The 20287-nt window shown below is 72.8% G+C and carries 17 protein-coding genes; 13 read left to right on the top strand and 4 right to left on the bottom strand.

Annotation, left to right across the window (positions count from 1 at the left end; translation table 11 throughout):
• Positions 1-23: 23 nt before the first annotated feature.
• The 6 genes from QI554_RS43610 (at position 24) to QI554_RS27580 (ending at position 5457) form a co-directional block, all read left to right on the top strand.
• Positions 24-950 carry a branched-chain amino acid ABC transporter permease gene (locus QI554_RS43610; RefSeq protein WP_425528066.1) on the top strand — a complete coding sequence of 309 codons (927 nt, stop codon included), beginning with the start codon at positions 24-26 and terminating at the stop codon, positions 948-950.
• A complete protein-coding gene (locus tag QI554_RS43605; RefSeq protein WP_425528065.1) occupies positions 947-2044 on the top strand; it encodes a branched-chain amino acid ABC transporter permease in 1098 nt (365 codons plus the stop codon). The genes QI554_RS43610 and QI554_RS43605 overlap by 4 nt, the downstream gene beginning before the upstream one ends.
• Positions 2041-2793, top strand: a complete 753-nt coding sequence (locus QI554_RS27595; RefSeq protein WP_281473407.1) for an ABC transporter ATP-binding protein — start codon at positions 2041-2043, stop codon at positions 2791-2793. Before QI554_RS43605 ends, QI554_RS27595 begins: the two co-directional genes overlap by 4 nt.
• Before the next feature lie 92 nt (positions 2794-2885).
• The gene (locus QI554_RS27590; RefSeq protein ID WP_281473502.1) at positions 2886-3650 is read left to right on the top strand and encodes an ATP-binding cassette domain-containing protein; all 765 of its coding nucleotides are present in this window, start codon (positions 2886-2888) and stop codon (positions 3648-3650) included.
• Between the two features lie 29 nt (positions 3651-3679).
• Positions 3680-4486, top strand: a complete 807-nt coding sequence (locus tag QI554_RS27585; protein WP_281473405.1) for a class I SAM-dependent methyltransferase — start codon at positions 3680-3682, stop codon at positions 4484-4486.
• A 32-nt stretch (positions 4487-4518) separates the two neighbouring features.
• Positions 4519-5457 carry an MBL fold metallo-hydrolase gene (locus QI554_RS27580; RefSeq protein WP_281473403.1) on the top strand — a complete coding sequence of 313 codons (939 nt, stop codon included), beginning with the start codon at positions 4519-4521 and terminating at the stop codon, positions 5455-5457.
• Between the two features lie 42 nt (positions 5458-5499).
• Here the strand turns inward: QI554_RS27580 and QI554_RS27575 are convergent, their stop codons facing one another.
• Positions 5500-6525 carry an ArsR/SmtB family transcription factor gene (locus QI554_RS27575; RefSeq protein ID WP_281473401.1) on the bottom strand — a complete coding sequence of 342 codons (1026 nt, stop codon included), beginning with the start codon at positions 6523-6525 and terminating at the stop codon, positions 5500-5502.
• Positions 6526-6612: 87 nt separating this feature from the next.
• On the opposite strand from QI554_RS27575, the gene QI554_RS27570 reads away from it, so the two are divergent.
• From QI554_RS27570 to QI554_RS27560, 3 genes are all read left to right on the top strand, one after another.
• A complete protein-coding gene (locus QI554_RS27570) occupies positions 6613-7959 on the top strand; it encodes an MFS transporter (RefSeq protein WP_281473398.1) in 1347 nt (448 codons plus the stop codon).
• A gap of 537 nt (positions 7960-8496) precedes the next feature.
• Positions 8497-10071 (top strand): alkaline phosphatase D family protein, encoded by a 1575-nt coding sequence (locus tag QI554_RS27565; RefSeq protein ID WP_281473396.1) that lies wholly within the window; start codon positions 8497-8499, stop codon positions 10069-10071.
• A 147-nt stretch (positions 10072-10218) separates the two neighbouring features.
• Positions 10219-12333, top strand: a complete 2115-nt coding sequence (locus QI554_RS27560; protein WP_281473395.1) for a heavy metal translocating P-type ATPase — start codon at positions 10219-10221, stop codon at positions 12331-12333.
• 57 nt (positions 12334-12390) lie between these two features.
• Here QI554_RS27560 and QI554_RS27555 read toward each other — a convergent pair whose 3' ends face one another.
• Positions 12391-13380: a DUF6879 family protein gene (locus QI554_RS27555; RefSeq protein WP_281473393.1), complete on the bottom strand. Its 990-nt coding sequence runs from the start codon at positions 13378-13380 to the stop codon at positions 12391-12393.
• Positions 13381-13411: 31 nt separating this feature from the next.
• Positions 13412-13927 (bottom strand): SRPBCC family protein, encoded by a 516-nt coding sequence (locus QI554_RS27550; RefSeq protein ID WP_281473392.1) that lies wholly within the window; start codon positions 13925-13927, stop codon positions 13412-13414.
• Between the two features lie 106 nt (positions 13928-14033).
• Between QI554_RS27550 and QI554_RS27545 the strand changes: the two genes are divergently transcribed.
• The 3 genes from QI554_RS27545 to QI554_RS27535 all read left to right on the top strand — a co-directional run bounded on the left by QI554_RS27545 (position 14034) and on the right by QI554_RS27535 (position 16043).
• A complete protein-coding gene (locus QI554_RS27545; protein WP_281473391.1) occupies positions 14034-14561 on the top strand; it encodes a MarR family winged helix-turn-helix transcriptional regulator in 528 nt (175 codons plus the stop codon).
• 100 nt (positions 14562-14661) lie between these two features.
• Positions 14662-15171 carry a hypothetical protein gene (locus QI554_RS27540; RefSeq protein ID WP_281473389.1) on the top strand — a complete coding sequence of 170 codons (510 nt, stop codon included), beginning with the start codon at positions 14662-14664 and terminating at the stop codon, positions 15169-15171.
• Entirely contained in the window at positions 15168-16043 is an 876-nt protein-coding gene (locus QI554_RS27535; RefSeq protein WP_281473387.1) for an NmrA family NAD(P)-binding protein, read from the top strand. The genes QI554_RS27540 and QI554_RS27535 overlap by 4 nt, the downstream gene beginning before the upstream one ends.
• An 89-nt stretch (positions 16044-16132) precedes the next feature.
• On the opposite strand, the gene QI554_RS27530 is transcribed toward QI554_RS27535, so the two are convergent.
• Entirely contained in the window at positions 16133-17770 is a 1638-nt protein-coding gene (locus QI554_RS27530; protein WP_281473385.1) for an alkaline phosphatase D family protein, read from the bottom strand.
• A gap of 406 nt (positions 17771-18176) precedes the next feature.
• Between QI554_RS27530 and QI554_RS27525 the strand changes: the two genes are divergently transcribed.
• The gene (locus tag QI554_RS27525) at positions 18177-20261 is read left to right on the top strand and encodes a phosphocholine-specific phospholipase C (protein WP_281473384.1); all 2085 of its coding nucleotides are present in this window, start codon (positions 18177-18179) and stop codon (positions 20259-20261) included.
• Positions 20262-20287: the final 26 nt, after the last annotated feature.

The raw sequence follows: 20287 nt of genomic DNA, 5'->3' as shown, positions 1-20287 counted from the left end.
CGACGACCCGGAAAGGAGCCGCGGTGGACTGGCTAGACGCGCACCTGATCCCCGCGCTCGACGGGGTCGCCTACGGAATGCTGCTCTTCGTCGTCGCCGCGGGGCTCACCCTGGCGTTCGGCTCGGGCGGCGTGCTGAACCTGGCACACGGGACCGTGTACGCCATGGGCGCGTACATCGCGGCGGACATCGGCGACGGCAGCTGGGGCATGCTCGTGCTCGCCCTGGCCGTCGGCGCCGCGGCCGGTGCGACGAGCGGCGGCGTCCTCGCCGTCGCCGTCGCGCCGGTCGCCCGCCGCGGCCATCTCGACCAGGCACTACTCACCTTCGGCATCGCCCTGGTCGGCGGCGACATGCTGGTGTCCTACTTCGGCGCCGACCAGCGGCAGGTCGCGGTGCCCAAGGCGCTGGAGGACTCGGTGACCATCGCCGGGCACCAGTACCCGACCTACCGCCTGGCGTTCATCGGCGTCGCGGCGCTGCTCGCCGGCCTCGGCTACTGGCTGCTGGTGCGGTCGACGGCCGGCGCCGCGGTGCGGGCCACCACCGACGACCCGGAGATGGTCGCGGCGCTGGGGCTCAGCCCGCGCGTCGTGCACACCGCGACGCTGGTCGTCGCGGGCGCGCTCGCGGGCGGCGCGGGGGTGCTCGGCGCGCCGATCATCACCCCGTCGCCGGAGACCGCCGACACGGTCATGCTGTGGTCCCTCATCATCGTGGTGGTCGGCCGCCTCGGCTCGGTGCTGGGCGCGCTCTTCGCGGCGATCGCGGTCGGCGAGGTCCAGACGCTCGGCGTCGTCCTCGCCCCCGACCTCGCGCCGTACCTGCTCTTCGGCGCGATGGGGATCGCGCTCCTGGTCCGCTCGGGTTCCGGGATCCTCCCGGAATTCGCGGCCCGCGCCCGGGTGTTGGCGACCCGGGCCCGGGCCTTGAAGGGAGGCGGCGCGTGAACACGCGACTGTCCGCCGTCATCGCCATGTCGTCCCGCTACGGCACCGTGGCACGCCGGGCCGCCCTCGCGGTGGTCGTGGTGTGGCTGCTCGTGCTGCCGCAGCTGGTCGACACGTACACGCTCGTCCTGGCCACGCAGGCGCTGGTGTTCGGGCTGCTCGCGGTCGGCGTCGGCGTGCTCACGGGGCACGCCGGGCTGGCCACCATGGGCCAGGTGGCGCCGTACGCGGTCGGTGCCTACACCACCGCGTGGCTGACCCGGCACGACATCACCGCGGGGCTCCTGCAACTGCCCGCGGCGGCGCTCGCGGGCGCGCTCTTCGCGGCCGTGACCGGCATCGTCGTGATCCGCGCGCGCGGCGTCGTCGCGCTCATGCTGACCCTCGCGGTCGGCGAGCTGACCGCGACGGCGGCGGTGCAGTGGAAGGAGTTCACGGGGGGCTCGGACGGCGTCAGCACGCCGCCCGCGCGCATCTTCCCCGGCGGCGCCGAACTGTTCGACGACCAGGACATCTACCTGTACGTGCTGGTCGTCGCCCTGGTCGTGGCCGGGATCACCGCGCTCGTCCTGCGCTCGCCCGCCGGGCTGCTGCTCGCCGGCGTCCGCGACAACGAGGACCGCATGCGCGCCGCGGGCCACCCCGTCGACCGCTACCTGCTGCTCACCTACACCGGTGCGGGAGCGATCAGCGGTATCAGTGGAGCACTGCTCATGACCTACGCGCGCTACGTGTCGCCGCAGGACGTCGGGTTCGACATCTCCGCGCTCGCGCTGCTCGCCGTCGTCATCGGCGGAGTCCGTTCCACCGCGGGCGCGTTCGCCGGTGCCGGGCTGATCGTCTTCACCCGCGACAAGCTCGGCAACTGGTGGCCGGGGCACGCCCCGCTGTTCCTCGGCATCCTGTTCCTGATCGCCGTCTACCTGCTGCCGAACGGCGCGGCCGGTGTCGCGCAGCAACTGCGGTCGCTGGCCGACCGGATGGGGCTGCGCGTGCCGGGGCTCGTGCCGCGCACCCCGGCGGCCGCCGGGGCAGGCGACGGCACCGTGCCCGCGTCCGGCGCGCCGGTGCCCGAGGAGGCGGACGCCCGGTGACCGATCTGCTCACCGTCACGGAACTGACGCGCTCGTACGGCTCGTTCGTGGCCCTCGACCGCGCCGACCTGACCGTCGCCGAGGGTGCCCGGCACGCCCTCATCGGCCCCAACGGAGCCGGCAAGACGACCCTGCTCAACCTGATCGCGGGCACCGACCTGGCGACCAGCGGCCGCATCGCCTTCGCCGGACGCGACATCACCTGGCAGCGCCCGCACCGCCGTTCGCGCGGCGGCATCGCCCGGACCTTCCAGCACCCGTCGGTGGTGCCGGTCGCGACCGTGCTCGACAACGTGCTGCTCGGCGCGTGGCACCACCACACCGCCGCACCGTGGCGGCGGGCGGGGCGGCGGCGGATCGCGGACGACTGCCGTGCCATCCTCGAAACGGTCGGGCTGACCGGCCTCGAGCACCGCCAGGCCGGCGAACTGTCGCACGGGCGCAGGCGGATGCTCGACCTCGCGGTCGCCCTGGCGGGTCGGCCGCGCCTGCTCCTGCTCGACGAACCCGCGGCGGGTCTCACCGACGCGGACGTCACGGTGCTGCTGGCCGTCCTGCGCGACCTGTCGGACGACGTGGCGGTGCTGCTGGTCGAGCACAACCTGGACGTCGTCGCCGCGTTCGCCAGGACGGTGACCGTGCTGCACCACGGTCGCCCGCTGGTCACCGGCACCCCGGCCGAGATCCAGGCGGACCCGGCGGTGCGCGAGGCGTACCTCGGACGGCGGAAGGTGGCGGAGACGGCATGACGGACGAGGAACACATGGCCGAGGTCGTGCCGTTGGCCCGGCCCCGGGCCGAACGCGCCGCCGCGGCGGACGGCGGCGCGCCGTCCGCCCCGATGCTCGACATCCGGTCGCTGACCGCCGGGTACGGCGGCGGCGCGGTGCTGCACGGCATCGACCTGACCCTGCCGCGCGGCGGCGTGCTGGCCGTCGTCGGGCCGAACGGCGCGGGCAAGACCACGCTGCTGCACGCGGTCGCCGGGCTGGTCACGCCGTCCGGCGGCAGCATCCGCATCGCCGGCACCGACGTCACCGGCAAGCCGCCGCACATCGTCGCCCGGGTCGGCACCGCGATCGTCCCGCAGGGCCGCCGGGTGTTCGCGAGCCTCACCGTCGAACAGCACCTGCGGCTCGCCGAACGCGCGGGCACCAAGCGCCGCGCGTGGACCCCGGCGGCCCGCGCGGCCGCCCGCGCCCGCGTCGCAGGACCCGTCTGGACGCGCGCCGACGTGGTGCGCCTGCTGCCCAGGCTCGGCGAACGGCACAGCCACCGAGGCGGCGAACTCTCGGGCGGCGAACAGCAGATGCTCGCCCTCGCCCGCGCGCTGCTGCTCAGCCCCGCGCTGCTGCTCCTCGACGAGCCGACCGAGGGGCTGGCCCCCGCCATCGCCCACGAGATCCACGGCTTGCTGCGGACCCTCGCCGCGCAGGGCCTCACGGTGCTCATCGCCACCCCGCAGGCGGCCCTGGTCGACGGCATAGCCGACGACGCCGTCTACCTGACCTCCGGACGCGCCGCCACCGCGACCGGCCCGGGGACCGACGCGGGCTTCGCCTCCGCGCTCACCGGCGCCCGGGACCGCGCAGACCGCCACGCCTGATCCGCTTCACCCAACGGAGGGACACCACCATGTCCAACGCCACCGAGCACGCGTCCGAGTACGCGTTCACCGGCGCGCCGGAGATCGACGCGCAGCTCAAGGTGCTGCAGGGGATGCTCGACCCGATCACCAAGGCGCGCCTGGCGTCGCTCGACGTCAAGCCGGGCGCACGCGCATGGGAGATCGGCGCGGGCGGTGGCTCGATCGCCCGGCACCTCGCCGAACTCGTGGGGCCCGAGGGCTCGGTCGTCGCGACCGACCTGGACACCAGCCGCGTCGACGTGCCGGACGGCGTCGAGGTGCTCGTGCACGACGTGCGCACCGACGAACTGCCGGGCGACGGAAGACTGTTCGACGTCATCCACGCCCGCTACGTCATCATGCACATCGCCGAGCGGCGCGAGATCCTGGCCCGTCTGGCGGGCGCGCTGGCGCCCGGCGGCTGGCTGTTGGTCGAGGACGCGTACTGCCCGGACCCGCTGCGCGTGATGACCGCGCCCGACGACGAAGCGGCCGCGACGTTCAGGCGGTTCAGCGGCGCGATGTTCAACGTCATGCGCGAGGCGGGCTCGGACACCGAATGGGCTTACTCGATTCACCAGGAGATGCGCGCACTCGGTCTGCAGGACGTGCAGACCGTCATCCACACCGACTCCACCACGGGCGGAGCCGGCGGCAGCCTCCTGCACGACATCCACACCCGTCAGCTGCGCGAGCAGTTGAAGGCGCAGGGCCTCACCCAGGACGACCTCGACGCGGTCAGCCGGATCGCGCTCGACCCGGCGTTCTCCGCCATGTGGTACGAAACCGTCTCGACGTTCGGCCGCAAGGCGTAGGCGCAGCACACCCCAATCGATCGGGAGAACCGATGAGCACGTCGCAACACGACCACGGCAGCCGGATGGACCCGCCCCGCGTCCAGGAGGTGGCCGACGGCGCGTACGCGTACATCCAGCCGGACGGCAGCTGGTGGATCAACAACACCGGCTTCCTGGTCGGACCGGAGGGCGTCATCGCGATCGACGCCTGCGCCACCGAGGCGCGGACCCGGACCTTCCAGGACACCATCGCGAAGCAGACCGGCGCCCCGGTGCGCACCCTCATCAACACGCACCACCACGGCGACCACACGTACGGGAACTACCTGTTCGAGTCGGCCACCATCGTGGGGCACGAGAACGCCCGCACCGCGATCCTCAACCTCGGCATCATGGAGGTCGACGCCTACTGGCCGGGCGTGGGCTGGGGCGGCATCCGCCCGGTGCCGCCGTTCCTGACCTTCACCGACGGCATCACCGTGCACTCGGGCGAACTCCGGGCCCAGGTCAAGCACTTCGGCCCGGCGCACACCTCGAACGACTCGGTGGTGTGGCTCGAGGAGCAGGGCGTCCTCTACTCGGGCGACCTGATCTTCAACGGCGGCATGCCGTTCCTCCTGATGGGCTCGCCCGCCGGCTACCTCGACGTGCTGCACCGCATCAAGGAGCTGGGCGCGACCACGATCGTCCCGGGGCACGGCGAGGTGTGCGGCCCCGAGCAGATCGACTTCGCGATCGGGTACGCGGAGTTCCTCCTGGAGACCGCGCGCAAGGGCCTGGAGGCGGGCCTGGACCCGCTCACCGTGGCGCGGGAGACGGACCTGGGCGAGTACGCGGAGCTGTCGGACTCGGAGCGGATCGTCGGCAACCTGCACCGGGCGTACGCCGAGCTCAAGGGCACGGAGCGGGCCGCGCCGATCGACATCTACGCGGCGCTCGACGACATGATCACGTTCAACGGCGGCAAGCCGCTGACCTGCTACGCGTGACGGTGTGCCCGCGGGGCGGCGCACGCCGCCCCACGGGCCCCGCTACCGCGGCACGGGCGTGTTCGCCGCCGCCAGGGCCTCGCCGACGGCGGTGCGCGCGTACAGCACGACCCGCCCGGTGCGGTGCGCGCTCACCAGCCCGGCGGCGCGCAACGCCGTCAGGTGCTGCGAGACCCCGCCCGGCGTCACCCCGACACGGCCGGCGAGCTCGGTCGTGGACGCAGGAGACGCGAGCTCGGTCAGCAACGCCGCACGGGTGCGCCCCAGGACCCCGGCCAGCGCATCCGACAGCACCTCACGCCGCGGCTCCCACAACGTGCCGATGCCGCGCGGCGGATAGCGCAGCGTCGGCTGCCACTCCGCGAAGCCGAGCACACTGAACGTCCGCGGCCAGATGAACGCGGACGGCACCAGCAACAGCCCGCGGCCGTCGAGGCGGCGCGGGCCACTGGTGTACCGGTGCCGGATCCGCAGGGTGCCCGCGTCCCACGTCACCCCGGGGTCGATGTCCTCGAACAGGCGCCGCGCGCCACCCTCGGCCAACATGCGGGCGCGGTACCGGATGTCGTCGTCCACCAGCGCCTGGATGCGGGGCCAGTACGGCGCGAGGGTGAGCTCCCAGTACGCCGCGATGGTCTCCGTAAGGCGTGCCAGGCCGCCCTCGGGGTCTTCGCGCAGGCGCGCCACCGCGGGACGAACGCCAGGCGCCGACGCGCGCAACCGCTCGGGCGGCGTGGCGCGTACCGCCGCGAGCTCCACCTCCAGCGAGGGCTGCGTGGTGGCCGGCGGCGGGACGAGGAAGCTGGGGATCGCGTAGGTCGGCACCTCGACGAGGTCGAACAGCGGTGCGACATCCAGCTTCGCGGCGCGCAGCGAGGCGATCGCCCGCTCCTGCCAACGCCGGTGCAGGCCCTGCGTGTCCGACCCCTTGAGTACGCGCACACTCGTGACCACCTCCCACAGCGGGGACACGGCGAAGCGGATGCGGGCGACGTCCTCCACGGTGAAGGCGACGTCCACGCTGCCGCCGGGCCGTGGCGGTGGAAGCGGGGCAGGCTCTTCGGTCACGGCGCCGCCTTCCAGGACCCGACAGGGACGATTCAGCCCAGGCTAAAACAATGGCCCACCCCGCGCGCCGGGCGGCACCGTACCGGCATGCCAACCAGCACCTCGCCGTGGGGCAGCCACGGCTTCCGGACGCTGTTCACCGCAAGCGCCCTCAGCAACCTGGGCGCGAGCGTCGGATACGTAGCCGTCCCGCTCACCGCCGTCCTCGCCCTCGACGCGGAACCCGGCCAGGTAGGCCTGCTCGCCACGCTGTCCACCGCGGCGTTCCTGCTCATAGGCCTCCCGGCCGGCGCGTGGGTGGACCGCATGCGAGTCCCGCGCGTCCTGGTCGCCGCCGACCTGGCGCGAGCGGCGCTGTTCGGGTCCATCCCGGTCGCGTGGGCCTGCGGGACCCTGACGCTGGGGCAGTTGTACGCCGTGGCCCTACTGGGCGGCGCGGCCACCGTGTTCTTCGACGTGGGCGCGCAGACCCACCTGCCGGCCGTGACCCCGCCCGACGCCCTGGTCCGAGGCAACTCGGCCGTCGTCAGCCTGCAGGCCGTAGGCAACATCGCCGGCCGCGGCGCGGGCGGCGGACTCGTCCAGGTCCTGACCGCCCCGGTCGCGGTACTCGCGGCGGCGGCGCTCTACCTGGCGTCGGCCCTGGGATTGACGGGCCTGGCGAAGGAGAGCACACCAAGAGAGAGCACGCCGAGGAAGAGCGCACCGGGGGCGAACGCACCGGGGGAGAGCGGTGCCGCAGCTGAAGCACCGACCCTCCGCACCCAGATAGCCGAAGGTCTTCGCCACGTCCTCGGCGACCGCGAACTCCGCGCCCTCGCCGTGGCGGCCTCGCTCAACAACCTCGGAGGCAACCTGCTCAACACCCTCCTCCCGGTCCTGTTCACCCGCGAACTCGGCCTGCCCGCCTGGGCCCTCGGCGCCTACCTCGGCCTCGGCGGCCTGGGCGTCCTGATCGGCGCCACACTCGCCCGCCCGATGTCGGCCCGCCTGGGCTACGGCCGCACCCTCGGTCTCACCGGGCTGCTCATGTGCCCGACCGCACTGCTCATCGCGCCGCTCGACCGGGGCTGGTGGCTCCCGGTGGCCTGCGTCGGCTGGCTGCTGTGCACCATCCGGATCGGCATCAGCAACGTCCTCGGCGTGGCGCTGCGCCAGCGCCTCACCCCCGACCCGCTCCTCGGCCGCATGAACGCCACCTTCCGCTTCATGCTCACCGGCGCCCTGGCCGTCGGCGCCGCAGCGGCGGGCCTGCTGGGCCAGTTCGCGGGACTGCACACGGCCCTGTGGCTCGGCGCCGCAATCCTGGCCGTGTCCGCACTCCCGGTCCACCTGTCCCCGGTCCGGCACAGGACGACGCTGCCCGACGTGGACAGCACGCAGGCCGTTGACGGAGCAGTGACGCGAAAGCGCGCTGTGGTGACGCAAGTGTGACGCCGAGACCCCCGAATGAGGGAGTTCTGGTGATTCGCATACGTGACGGCAAAGTGATGGGGGGTCGAGGCCGTGCCCCCGACCGAGTCAGCAGGCGCGGCCCACGCTGGAACCGCAGCCCGGCAGCGCAACAAAACCCCGCAAGAAAACCCGCACCGCACCCACAGGACGACCGCAGCCCGGCGGAGCAAAGCACACAAAGCGCGTCCACACCCCGCGCCCCTCCCGCCAGGTGCGAGGTAGTTAGCGCGGACGGCCCGCGGGTCAAGCCGCAACGGGACAAGGCCCCATGACCAAGCGCTGGCAGGAACGGCTTGACGCGCGGGCCGTCCGCGCGAAAATCCAAAAGCGGGAGGGGCGTCAGGCCACCAAAACGCACCAGGTCAGGAACGGTGCAGGTCAAAGACCCCGCCCCCCAGGCGTCAGGCCACCGAAAGCGAACGCCGCAGAGCAAGGACCGCCCACCGTTCATCTCCCCTAACGACCCCGTCAAACCACGTTCGCCACCCCGTCGCCCACGCCCACTACACACGTGCCATGACCTCTCTGGACCGCAGGAACTTCCTCCGCGCAGGCACCGCCGTAGGCGCCGGAATCGCGCTCACCCCCGTCGTCGGCGCGGCAACCGCCGGCGCCACCGCAGCAGCCACCACCGACCCCACCCCCTCGGCCCCAGGCCTCACCGTGGCCCGTCCGGTGCTGACGCACGGAGTCCAGAGCGGCGACGCCACCGCCGACTCCGCCGTCGTCTGGGGCCGCGCCGACCGTCCGGGCCGCCTCGTCGTGGAGTGCTCCACCCGTCCGGACTTCCACAACGCGCAGGTCGTCCGCGGCCCCCTGGTCACCCCCGAAACCGACCTCACCGGCCGCGTCCGCCTCCGCGGCCTGCAGGCCGGCAAGCGCGTCCACTACCGGGTCCACGTCGAGGGCGACCGCGGAGCGGCCGGCCCGTCGGTCACCGGCTCCCTCGTCACGGCGCCCCACGAACACCAGCGGGCCGACGTGCGGTTCGTCTGGTCGGGCGACATCGCCGGTCAGGGCTGGGGCATCAACCCGGACATCGGCGGCATGACCATCTTCGAGCAGATGCGCCGCCTCAACCCGGACTTCTTCCTCTGCAGCGGCGACACCGTCTACTCCGACGGCCCTCTCGCCCCGTCCGTGACGCTGCCCGACGGCCGCGTGTGGCACAACGTGGTGACGCCGGAGAAGTCCAAGGTCGCCGAGTCCCTCACGGAGTACCGCGGCCAGTTCGCGTACAACCTGCTGGACGCGAACTACCGCGCCCTGATGGCCGAGGTCGCGCAGATCAACCAGTGGGACGACCACGAGGTCCGCAACAACTGGTACCCCGGCCAGATCCTCGACGACGCCCGCTACACCGAGAAGCGCATCGACGTCCTGGCGGCGCGCGCCAAGCAGGCGTTCCGGGAGTGGACGCCGATCGGCGACGACCGGGTGTACCGCAAGCTGTCGTTCGGCCGGCACCTCGACGTGTTCGTCCTCGACATGCGCACCTACAAGGACCCGAACGACACCGACCGCTACACGGACCCCGCGCGGGGCATGCTGGGCGACCGGCAGCGCCGCTGGCTGATCGAGGGCCTGTCGAACAGCCGTGCCACGTGGAAGGTCATCGCGAACGACCTGCCGCTCGGCCTGGTCGTGCCGGACGGCCCGACGAACCTCGAAGGCGTCGCGCAGGGCGACCCGGGTGCGCCGCTGGGCCGCGAGCTCGAGTTCGCCGAGGTGCTGCGTACGGCGCAGCGTCGCGGCGTGAAGGGCATCGTGTTCCTGACCGCCGACGTGCACTACACGGCGGCGCACCACTACGACCCGGCGCGCGCGGCGTTCAAGGACTTCGACCCGTTCTGGGAGTTCGTGTCGGGTCCGCTGAACGCGGGCGCGTTCGGCCCGAACAAGCTGGACGACACGTTCGGCCCCAAGGCGGAGTTCGTGCACGCGCCGCCGCGCGCGAACCTGTCGCCGATGGAGGGCTTCCAGCACTTCGGCGAGGTCGCGGTCGAGGGCCACAGCGGTGAGCTGACGGTCCGGCTGCGGGACGGCGAGTCGAAGGTCCTCTGGACCACCACACTCAAGCCGCAGCGCTGACGAACGAACACCCGATCGGGAGCGCGGCAAGCACCAGTGGGGGAAGCGGGCCGCGCTCCCGGTCCACGAAGTCGGATAACCGGAGGGTTGGACTCGACCCTCCCGGGCATCTGTAGCCCGGTGTCGGGCAGGTGTCGAGGAGGCCGGGTGACGGAGGTAGGGCGGAAAGACGAGGGTCGCCCCAGAGCGGAAACGGACGGCCACAACGGCCACAACGGCCACGAAGCCCACGCAGGGCACGCAGGGCACAAGGGCCATGCGAGCCACGCCGAGGTCTTCCGCCGCCGATTCTGGGCCTGCCTGGTCCTGTCCGTCCCCGTCGTGCTGCTCAGCGACGGTTTCGCGGACCTCTTCGGCTACTCCCCGCCCGACTTCCCGCTGTCCACGTGGGTCCCACCCGTCTTCGGCTCCGCCGTGTTCGCGTACGGCGGCAGCCCCTTCCTCACCGGCGCGCGCACGGAGCTGGCCGCGCGGCGCCCCGGCATGATGACCCTCATCTCGATGGCGATCACCGTCGCCTTCGTCGCCTCGTGGGCGGCGACGTTCGACCTGGTGTCGGACGCGCTGGACTTCTGGTGGGAGCTGGCGCTGCTGGTCGACATCATGCTGCTCGGCCACTGGTTGGAGATCCGGGCCCTCGGCGCGGCCTCGGGCGCCCTCGACGCGCTCGCCGAACTGCTGCCGGACACCGCCGAACGGTCGGCCCCGGACGGCAGCGTCGAGGTCGTCCCCGTCGCCGACCTCGTCCCCGGCGACACCGTGCTGGTGCGCGCAGGAGGCCGTGTCCCCGCCGACGGAAAGGTCGCCGAGGGCGCCGCCGACTTCGACGAGTCGCTGATCACGGGGGAGTCGAAGGCCGCGCACCGAGGCGTCGGCGACACCGTGGTGGCCGGCACGGTCGCGGTCGACAACATCGTTCGTGTCACGGTCACGGCGACCGGCGCCGACACTCAACTGGCGGGCATCGGCCGCATGGTCGAGGAGGCGCAGCGCTCGCACTCGCGCGCACAGGCCCTCGCCGACCGCGCCGCCGCGCTCCTCTTCTACTACGCGGTCGCCGCCGCCCTGGCGACCGTCGTCGTCTGGTCGGTGCTGGGCAACGCGGGCGCTGCCGTCGAACGCATGGTCACCGTCCTTGTGATCGCCTGCCCGCACGCGCTCGGCCTGGCCATCCCGCTGGTCATCGCGATCTCGACGGAACTCGCCGCCCGGCAGGGCATCCTCGTCAAGGACCGCATCGCCCTCGAGCGCATGCGCGACGTCGACACCGTGCTGTTCGACAAGACGGGCACGCTGACGCGCGGCCGTCCCGCCGTCACGGCCTTCCGCACGACCCACGACCACGTCCCCGACGAGGTCCTGGCCCTCGCCGGGGCGGCCGAGCGGGACAGCGGGCACCCGCTCGCCCGGGCGGTCGTGCGCGCCGCCCGCGAACGCGGCGCGCTGCCCGGGCCGGTGTCGGACTTCCGTACCGAGGAGGGCGTGGGCATCCGGGCCGCGGTCGCCGGGCGTGAGGTGAGAGTCGGCGGACCCGGCCTGCTGCGCGCCGCCGGCCTCACCGCGGACGGTGTGCTCGCCGCGGAGGCGAAGGAGTGGTCGCGGCACGGCGCCACGGTCCTGTACGTCGTCGTCGACGGCGTCCTGGCCGGCGGCCTCGCGCTGGAGGACGAGGTCCGCGTCGAGTCGTACGAGGCGGTCGCCGAACTGCACGCGGAACACGTCAAGGTCGCCGTCATCACCGGTGACGCCCGCCCGGTCGCCGTATGGGTGGCCGGCCAGCTCGGCGTCGACGAGGTCTACGCCGAGGTGCTGCCGCGGGACAAGGACGGCAAGGTCGCCGCGGTGCAGGCCAAGGGGCGGCGCGCGGCCATGGTCGGCGACGGCGTCAACGACGCCCCGGCGCTCGCCCGCGCGGACGTCGGCATCGCGATCGGCGCGGGCACCGACGTCGCCGTGCAGTCCGCGGGCATCGTGCTGGCGTCCGACGACCCGCGTGCCGTCGTCGGGGTGCGCCGGCTGTCGCGTGCGGTCAACACGAAGATGCGGCAGAACCTGGCGTGGGCCGCGGGCTACAACCTGGTGACCGTGCCGCTCGCGGCGGGCGTGCTCGCGTGGGCCGGTGTCACCATGCCGATGGAGCTGGCGGCGGTCCTGATGAGCCTGTCCACGGTCGTGGTCGCGCTGAACGCCCAGCTGCTGCGCCGCCTCGACCTGCGTCCGGCCGCGACCGCGGACGCGATGCCGCCGGCACCGTTCAGCTGACCGCCCGGCCCAAAGAGCGTCTCGTCAGCCGGACCGCCCAGGTAGCAGAGGATCCCGTCAGCTGACCGGCCGCGTGAAGGCGTCCCGGAACGGCTCGGTGAACGGCTCGGCCGCCTCCCACAGTTCGGCGAACCGCACGGCCCGCTCCCGCACCCGGTCGGGCCGCAGGACGAGCACCGTCTCGATGATCGACGGACTGCCGGCCGTGCCGATGGCGGCCCCGAGCACCGACTCGTAGCTGACGGTGTCGTCCACCAGCACGAAGTCGAACCACGACGCGCTCAGCGCCGGTGGGATCGACCGGGCGCTCAGCACCCGCACCTCGATGCCGATGTCCGTCTGCTCGCGCACCACCTCGGCGAACGCCGGGTCCGCCGCGAGCCCGGGCCGCTCCAGCACGAAGATGCGCCGGATGCGGACGCCCCGGTCACGGACCGCCTGGTGCTGCGCCCGGAGATACCGCTTGCCCCGGTCGGACGGCCAGAAGCCGCTCACGACGTCGCCGCCCGGGCCCTGGAGGCCGGTGCTGGTGGTGGCGTCGATGCTGTGCCGCGCCGAGCGGGCCAGGGACATCAGCCACTCGGTGTCCTCGCCCTCGTATTTCGCCTCGCCCTCCCGCAGCTCCTTCAGGAACGTCGAGGTGCGGTCGACGGAGGCGCGCGCGAGGTCCTGGACGAGCGGCGGGGTGTCCGCGTCGATCCGCGCCGCGTTCCGCACGAACCCGCGCGTGAGCTCGCCGCCGACCGGGCACGCGTCGATCTGCGCGACCAGCCGCGTCGCGTCGTTGGCTTGCCGGAACGTGTCCGCGACCCGCGCGGTGACCTCGGCGGTCTGCCGGTCGTGCGCCCGCTCCACGCGCTCGAGCCGGTGCTCGACCTCGACCAGGACCTGCACCACGAGCGCGACACCCGACACGAAGCACGACAGCAGCACCGCGCCGACGAGCGGCAGATCGGTGGCGAGCCCGAGCCCGACGGCCAGCGCACCCAGTGCGAGCGTGCCCAGCACCTTGCGTACGACGGCGGACCGCCACCAACGACCGGGCATCCGCATCCCCGTCACCCCCGCACCAACCTTCTCAGTCGGCGGGGACGTCCGGAAGGGTGGACGCGGCCGCGCCGCGCACGGCGGCCAGGACGACGGGGTCCTCGCAGCCCTGGGCGAAGCGGGCGATGCGGCGCCGGATCTCGTAGCCGAGGACGACCGTGCCGATCCGGTCCGCGAGCGGTGCCAGCCAGCGCGGGCGGCAGCCGAAGTTGTAGCGCCACACGGCGCGGGTGCGCGTCGGGTCGCCGTCGACCGGTGTGAACCGCCAGCCGCCGCCCATCTTGGCGAAGAACCACGACCCCTCGACCATCCGCATGCCCACGTTGGTCGGCGGCTGGTACGAGACGTACTCGCTCACCATCCGCAGTCCCACCCGGTGCACGGTCAGCGTGCGCACGCCCTTTCCGGGCGCGGTCGCGCCGTCCAGGAAGTGCTGGCGCCGGATGAACGGGTCCCAGCGCCTGCGCACCTCTCCGGTGGTCTGCGACACGGCGAAGGCCGTGGCGGCGTCGACCGGGACCTCGACAACGGCTTCGACCAGAGGCATGCCGCCATCATGCCAAGCGAGCGCGCGGGCGCGCGGGCCGTGGAGTGCGGGTCGGTCGCGGGAGTGCGGCTTGACCGCGATGTAGTTAGGCGCCATATTAGTTTGTGTGAGTGACGAAGCCGACGCCGCGAACGCGGCCCCCAGCCTGGACCAGGCCCGCCGCCAGATCGAGCGCTACGGCCTGTCCGCCGACCCGCAGTCCGTGCTGGTCGCGGTCCGGCTGATGGCTGCCGGGGCCCGGCTCGGGCAGGCGTCCGAGGTGCACTTCGCGCGCTTCGGGCTGTCGACCGGCCGGTACCGGCTGCTCGTCGACCTGGAGGACCATCAGGGCGAGAAGTCGCCGTCGCAGCTGGCCGCGAGCCTCGGGGTCAGCCGTGCCACGGTGACCGGCCTGGTCGACGGCCTGGAACGGGACGGCCTGGTGGCCCGCCGGGCGTCCGCCGAGGACGGCCGCGGTGCCGTCGTCGTGCTGACGGCACGCGGGGCGCAGCGGCTGCGGGACATGGCCGCCGAGCACTTCGCCCGGCTCCAGGCGCTGGTGTCGGGGCTCACGCCGGACGAGCGCGGGGTGTTCCTCGACCTGCTCGCCCGGATCACGCAGGGCATCGGGGCGTTGACGGCCGAAACGCCGTAGCGCGCCCGGAGGGTCGGGCGGGGCGTCCGTCGGAAATCCGGCGGGCGCTTTCTTCGGCCCAAATAGTTAGCTCCCTAATCACTTCTCTTTTGGAGGGGTCATGTCTCCACCGTTCATCCTGTGGCGCGAGGTCGCCATCGCCTATCTCGCGCCCGCGCTCAGCGCGGGCGCGGCAGGGCTCGCGACCGGGCAGAGCGGCCTCGCCGTCGCGGCCGTCACCTCGATCGCGGGCACCTCCGCCGTGGTCGCCGCGCTCGTCGGCCGGTGGCTGCACCGGCGCGGCCGCCCGCGCCGCTGGACGCTGTCCCTCCCGACCCCGGTGCTCGCCGTCTGCCTCGCCGTGCTCACCACCGGACTCGCGGGCGGGCTCGGCTGGTTCGCCGGCGCGTGGCTGCCCGCGCACACCGCCGTTCCCGACGCCGACGGGATCACCCGGCTGCGCATCGACCTGCCGCTCTCCGCGGCACTCGCCACGGTGATCATCACGTGCCGCTGGCGCGCGACACTTCGCCGCTCGGAGCAGGGCTCCAAGCGGCGTTCCAAGCAGCGATCCGACAACGGGTCCGACCACCGGTCCGAGCACCGGTCCGACGCGGGAGTACGCGGATGATCACCGTCATGGGCGCATCGGGCGCCACCGGAAGCGCGCTGCTCGACAGCCTCACCGCACTCGGCGTGCCGTGCCGCGCGCTGACGCGCGATCCCGACCGGCTGGCCTGCCAGCTCGGCGACCGTGCGCATTCCACATGGGGGATCGAGGTCGTCGGCGCCGACGCCGCGGACCCCGCCTCGCTGCGCGCCGCGTTCGCCGGAACCCGCGCGCTGTTCCTGGCGATGGCCAACAGCCCCCGGCAGGTCGAACTCGAACTCGCCGCCGTCGACGCGGCCGCCGCGTGCGGTGTCGGGCATGTCGTCAAACTGTCCGCACCCGCCGCCGAGCCCGACGCGCCGGTCGCCGTCTCGCGCGGGCACTACGCTGTCGAAAAGCGGCTGCTGGAAAGCGGCGTGGCCGCCACGATGCTGCGCCCGTATGCGTTCATGCAGAAGCTGCCGCTGCTGGCCGACGGCATCAAGGCCGGTGGCGTCATCGTCGGGGCGATGGGCGACGCACCGTGCAACTACATCGACGTGCGCGACATCGCCGACGTGGCCGCCGCCCTGCTGGTCAGGCCACCCGGCCCGGCCGGGGCGGTGTACCACCTCACCGGTCCGGAGGCGGTCGGGCACGCCGAACTCGCCGCCCGAATAGGCAGGTTGACGGGCAGGCAGATCCGCTACATCGACCTCCCTCCGGAGGCCTTCCGCGAACACCTGGTCCGGGTCGCCGGCATGCCCGACTGGCTCGCCGCCCACGTCACCGAGATCCAGCAACTGGCGGTCAGTCACCCCGAGCGGCCGACCGGCGACGTCGAAGCCGTCCTCGGGCGCCCGGCGCGCACCCTCGACGCGTACCTCGCGGAGAACGCCGCGCTGTTTCGTTGACCCCTTCCGGAGCCGCGTGGGTGAAGCCTCGCGAAGTCCTTGGAAGATAGGGGACTTCGCGAGGCCGCGAAATGCCACGTAGAGCAGGCTCAGGCGGGGACGAGTCCCGGCGTGCCGTTCACCGTCGCCCACGACGCCGTCGTCGACACCGGCGCGTCGCGGGTGGCGATGGTGTCGACCGTCCGGGCGTCCGTCACCCACCGCTCACGGTCCACCGTCATGCGCAGGTAGCCGCGCTTGGACCCGTCGAAGTAGCGCACGTGCGGGTTCAGCGTCGGGTTGAGCGCCTTCAGCGGCCCGTCGAACGCGATCGGGAAGTCCGAGCTGACGCTCGTCGCGGTGAACTCGACCGCCACCGGCGCCTCGTGGAGGTCGTCGCGGGTGATCCGCAGGTCGCTGAACCACGACGAGTGGATGTCGCCCGCGAGCACCACCGGGTTCGAAACGCGCGCGTCGCGCAGCAGCGTCAACAGGCGGGCGCGCGCCGGGTCGTAGCCGTCCCACTGGTCGAGGTTCGCGATCGGCGGCAGCGGGTGCTGAGGGTCGAGGAAGTTCGGGAACCGGATCTGACTCATCATCACCTGCTGGGCGACGACGTTCCAGCGCGCCCGCGACGACGTGAGCCCGTGCGCGAGCCAGCGCTCCTGGGCGGCGCCGGTCAGCGTCCCGGACGTGTTGCCCAGGCCGTCCGCGATCGGGCCGAAGTCGTCGGGGTGGTTGCCGGCTTGGTCGGTGCGGTACTGGCGGGTGTCGAGGACGTTCAGCCTGACCAGGTCGCCGAACTCGAAGCGCCGGTACAGCCGGTAGTCCGCCGAACCGGGCCGGATCGGCTGCCGCAGCGGCATGTGCTCGTAGTACGCCTGGTACGCGGCCGCGCGCTGGCGGGCGAACTGCGCGGCGTCCTGGTGCCGCGCGCCGGTGTCGTCGACCTCGTCGACCAGGCCCGCGTAGTTGTTCTCCGTCTCGTGGTCGTCCCAGGTGACGATCCACGGGAACGCGGCGTGCGCGGCCTGGAGGGCCGGGTCGGTCTTGTACTGCGCGTGCCGTGCGCGGTAGTCCGGCAGCGTCGACAGCTGGTCCAGGCCCGGGGTCTGCGGGGTGGTGTGCCGGCGGTCGGGGAACCGGCTGTGCGGGTCGTACTCGTAGATGTAGTCGCCGAGGTGCAGCACGACGTCCAGGTCCTCGGCCGCGAGGCCGCGGTACGCCGGCCAGTAGCCGTTCTGCCAGTCCTGGCAGTTGACGACGCCGAATCGCAGCCGCCCGGGCTCCGCGGCCGCCGCGGGCGCGGTCCGGGTGCGGCCGACGGGGCTGACGTAGCGGCCGGTCCGGAACCGGTACCAGTAGTCGCGGCCGGGCCGCAGGCCGCACACGTCGGCGTGCACCGAGTGGGCGAGCTCCGGTCGGGCGATCTCCGAACCGCGCTGCACCACCCGCGAGAACCGCTCGTCCGCGGCGACCTCCCACTCGACGTGCACGGCGCGCCGGTCCATCGACGCGGCGTCGTACGGGTCGGCGACCAGCCGCGTCCACAGCACGACGCCCTCCGGCAGCGGGTCACCACTGGCGACGCCGAGGCCGAACGGGTCACGCCGCACCGGCTCGGCATGGGCGCTCCGGACGTCCAGCAGCCCCCCGACCGCCACGGCGGCCCCGCCGACGAGCAGCATGCGGCGGCCGAACGGACGGGCGAGGGCGGGGTAGCCGGGGGGTTCGATCGCGGATGTCACTGATGCCTCCAGGGGCCGCGCGAGCGCGGACGGGATTCGGGCGGATCAGACGGATCAGAGCGGATCGAAGCACGAACGCATGCATCGCTCGTGAACGCCCAACGAACGACATGGCGTTCCGTTGCCGAACAGTGGCGCCTGGGTGGCCTGAGTAGGTCCTGCGGCCATCGTGCGGCGAGGCGTGGCGTCGGGGCGTCAGATCTGTCGGCGCACCTGCCGTACCGAAGGTGCCCGGTTCAGCCATCGAGCGACAGTGCATCCAGCAACCTACGTGACCGTATGGTGTCACCCATTCGTTCGGAAGACGTAGCAGCCTGTTCATCGGTCTCCGACAAAGTCTGCCGATGCGTCGGGGCGTTCCCGGCGGGCCGCCCCGGGCGGCGGACGTGGAGGGCTGGTCGGTCTGATGGCTGAGCTGAGTCGGAGAAAGTTCATGGCGCTGGGCGCGGGCGCGGCGGGTGCGACGACCGTCGCCGGCGCCGCGAGCGCGAGCGCGGGTGTGCAAGGCGCCGACGGTCGGACCGGCGCCAAGAGCGCCGTCGCGGCCGCGGCGACCGGAACGATCGCCGATGCCAAGCACATCGTGATCCTCATGCAGGAGAACCGCAGCTTCGACCACTACTTCGGCATGCTCCGCGGCGTCCGCGGCTTCGCCGACCGCGCCACCATCCGCCTCTCAGGCGGCAACTCGGTGTTCAACCAGCCGAACGGCCTGGGCCGCCAGTACCCGTGGCAGTTCAGTGCGACCGCCCCGGCCGGCGGCGCCGACCCCGAGCGGCTCGCGCAGTGCAACGGCGACCTCGCGCACGGCTGGAACGACCAGCACGCGGCCTGGAACAACGGCAAGCTGGACGCCTGGGTGTCCGCCAAAGGCAACGTCCGCACGCTCGGCTACCTCAAGCGCGACGACATCCCGTTCCACTACGCGCTGGCCGACAACTACACCGTCTGCGACGCCTACTTCTGCTCCGCCCTCAGCGCGACCGGGCCGAACCGCACGTACCACTGGAGCGGCACGATCGACCCGGGCGGCACCCAGGGCGGCCCCGCGTACGACGGAGGCGACGAGTCCAACCTGCGCTGGCAGACCTACGCCGAGGCGCTGGAAACGGCCGGGGTCAGCTGGAAGGTCTACCAGAACGCCGCCGACAACTACGGCGACAACGCGCTCGCGTACTTCACCCAGTTCGCCAACGCCCCGGCCGGCAGCGCCCTGCGCACCAAGGGCATGGGCTCGGTGCCCCAGACCACCGGCCGCACCCCCGACGACATCGCCGCGGCGCTCCGCGCCGACGTGGTCGCGGGCACGCTGCCGCAGGTCTCGTGGGTGGTGGCCGATCAGGCCTCGTCCGAACACCCCTACGCCACACCGGCCGACGGCGCGCACTTCGTGCACATGGTCGTCGACGCCCTCAACGCCGATCCGGCGGTCTACAACTCGTCGATCCTGTTCCTCAACTACGACGAGAACGACGGCTTCTTCGACCACGTGCCGCCGCCCGCGCCGCCCTCGGGGACGACCGGGGAGTTCTACGGCGGCAAGCCGATCGGGCTCGGCTTCCGCGTCCCGATGATCGCCATCTCGCCGTGGAGCCGCGGCGGGTGGGTGACCTCCGAGGTCTTCGACCACACGTCCGTGCTGCGCTTCCTCGAGGTGTGGTCGGCCGCGATCGGCAAGCCGGCCACGTGCCCGAACATCTCGACGTGGCGCCGCGCGGTGTGCGGCGACCTCACGTCCGCGTTCGACTTCTCCGCGCCGGTGTTCGGGCTGCCGTCGCTGCCCGACACCTCGTCGACCATCGGCATGGCCACCTGCGCCCCGCTGCCCAACCCGGCACCGGTCACCAACGCGCTGCCCGTCCAGGAGACCGGCACGCGGCCCGCGCGGGCGCTGCCGTACCAGCCCAACGCCAACCTGGACCACCTGGAGTTCGGCGCGGCGGGTGTGATGAAGGTGTGGATCTCGATGTCCAACACCGGTACGGCGGCGAAGCGTTCGACGCACCTCGCGGCGTACGCCAACGCGTTCCGCATCGGCGGCCCGTGGCAGTACACCCTCGCGTCGGGCGGTTCGACCAGCGACTACTTCAACTGCGGCACCGGCTACGGCGACGGGCAGTACGACCTGACCGTGGTCGGCCCGAACCGGTTCCTGCGCCGGTTCACCGGCGACGCCACCAAGGCCGGGAAGGACGTCGCCGTCACCGCCTCGTACGTGACCTCGACGACGACCGGGAAGCTCGCGCTGCGCCTCAAGCTGGCGAACGCCGGCTCGTCGGCGGTGACGTTCACCGTGACCCCGAACGCCTACTTGTCCGGCGGCGCGCGCACCTACTCCGTCGCCGCGGGCGCGAGCACCTCGCCGGTGTTCGAGGCCGTGGCCGACGCCGGCGGCTGGTACGACCTCACGGTGACGGTCGGCTCCGACACGACGTGGTCGCAGCGCTTCACGGGACACCTGGAGACGGGCGCGGCCAGCGTCACCGGCTGACCCCGGGACGGTGCGGTTCCACGACG

The sequence above is a fragment of the Yinghuangia seranimata genome (assembly GCF_029953285.1).
Lineage (GTDB): Bacteria > Actinomycetota > Actinomycetes > Streptomycetales > Streptomycetaceae > Yinghuangia > Yinghuangia seranimata.
The sequence above is the reverse complement of the archived record's forward strand: the minus strand, read 5'-3'. Positions and strand labels throughout refer to the sequence as shown.

What these genes read in the sequence shown, in the direction of transcription:
- QI554_RS27590 (WP_281473502.1), top strand. Translation starts at nt 2,886, where the DNA reads ATGCTCGACATCCGGTCGCTGACCGCCGGGTACGGCGGCGGCGCGGTG.
- QI554_RS27585 (WP_281473405.1), top strand. Translation starts at nt 3,680, where the DNA reads ATGTCCAACGCCACCGAGCACGCGTCCGAGTACGCGTTCACCGGCGCG.
- QI554_RS27580 (WP_281473403.1), top strand. Translation starts at nt 4,519, where the DNA reads ATGAGCACGTCGCAACACGACCACGGCAGCCGGATGGACCCGCCCCGC.
- QI554_RS27570 (WP_281473398.1), top strand. Translation starts at nt 6,613, where the DNA reads ATGCCAACCAGCACCTCGCCGTGGGGCAGCCACGGCTTCCGGACGCTG.
- QI554_RS27565 (WP_281473396.1), top strand. Translation starts at nt 8,497, where the DNA reads ATGACCTCTCTGGACCGCAGGAACTTCCTCCGCGCAGGCACCGCCGTA.
- QI554_RS27555 (WP_281473393.1), bottom strand. Translation starts at nt 13,380, where the DNA reads ATGCCCGGTCGTTGGTGGCGGTCCGCCGTCGTACGCAAGGTGCTGGGC.
- QI554_RS27550 (WP_281473392.1), bottom strand. Translation starts at nt 13,927, where the DNA reads ATGCCTCTGGTCGAAGCCGTTGTCGAGGTCCCGGTCGACGCCGCCACG.
- QI554_RS27540 (WP_281473389.1), top strand. Translation starts at nt 14,662, where the DNA reads ATGTCTCCACCGTTCATCCTGTGGCGCGAGGTCGCCATCGCCTATCTC.
- QI554_RS27535 (WP_281473387.1), top strand. Translation starts at nt 15,168, where the DNA reads ATGATCACCGTCATGGGCGCATCGGGCGCCACCGGAAGCGCGCTGCTC.
- QI554_RS27525 (WP_281473384.1), top strand. Translation starts at nt 18,177, where the DNA reads ATGGCTGAGCTGAGTCGGAGAAAGTTCATGGCGCTGGGCGCGGGCGCG.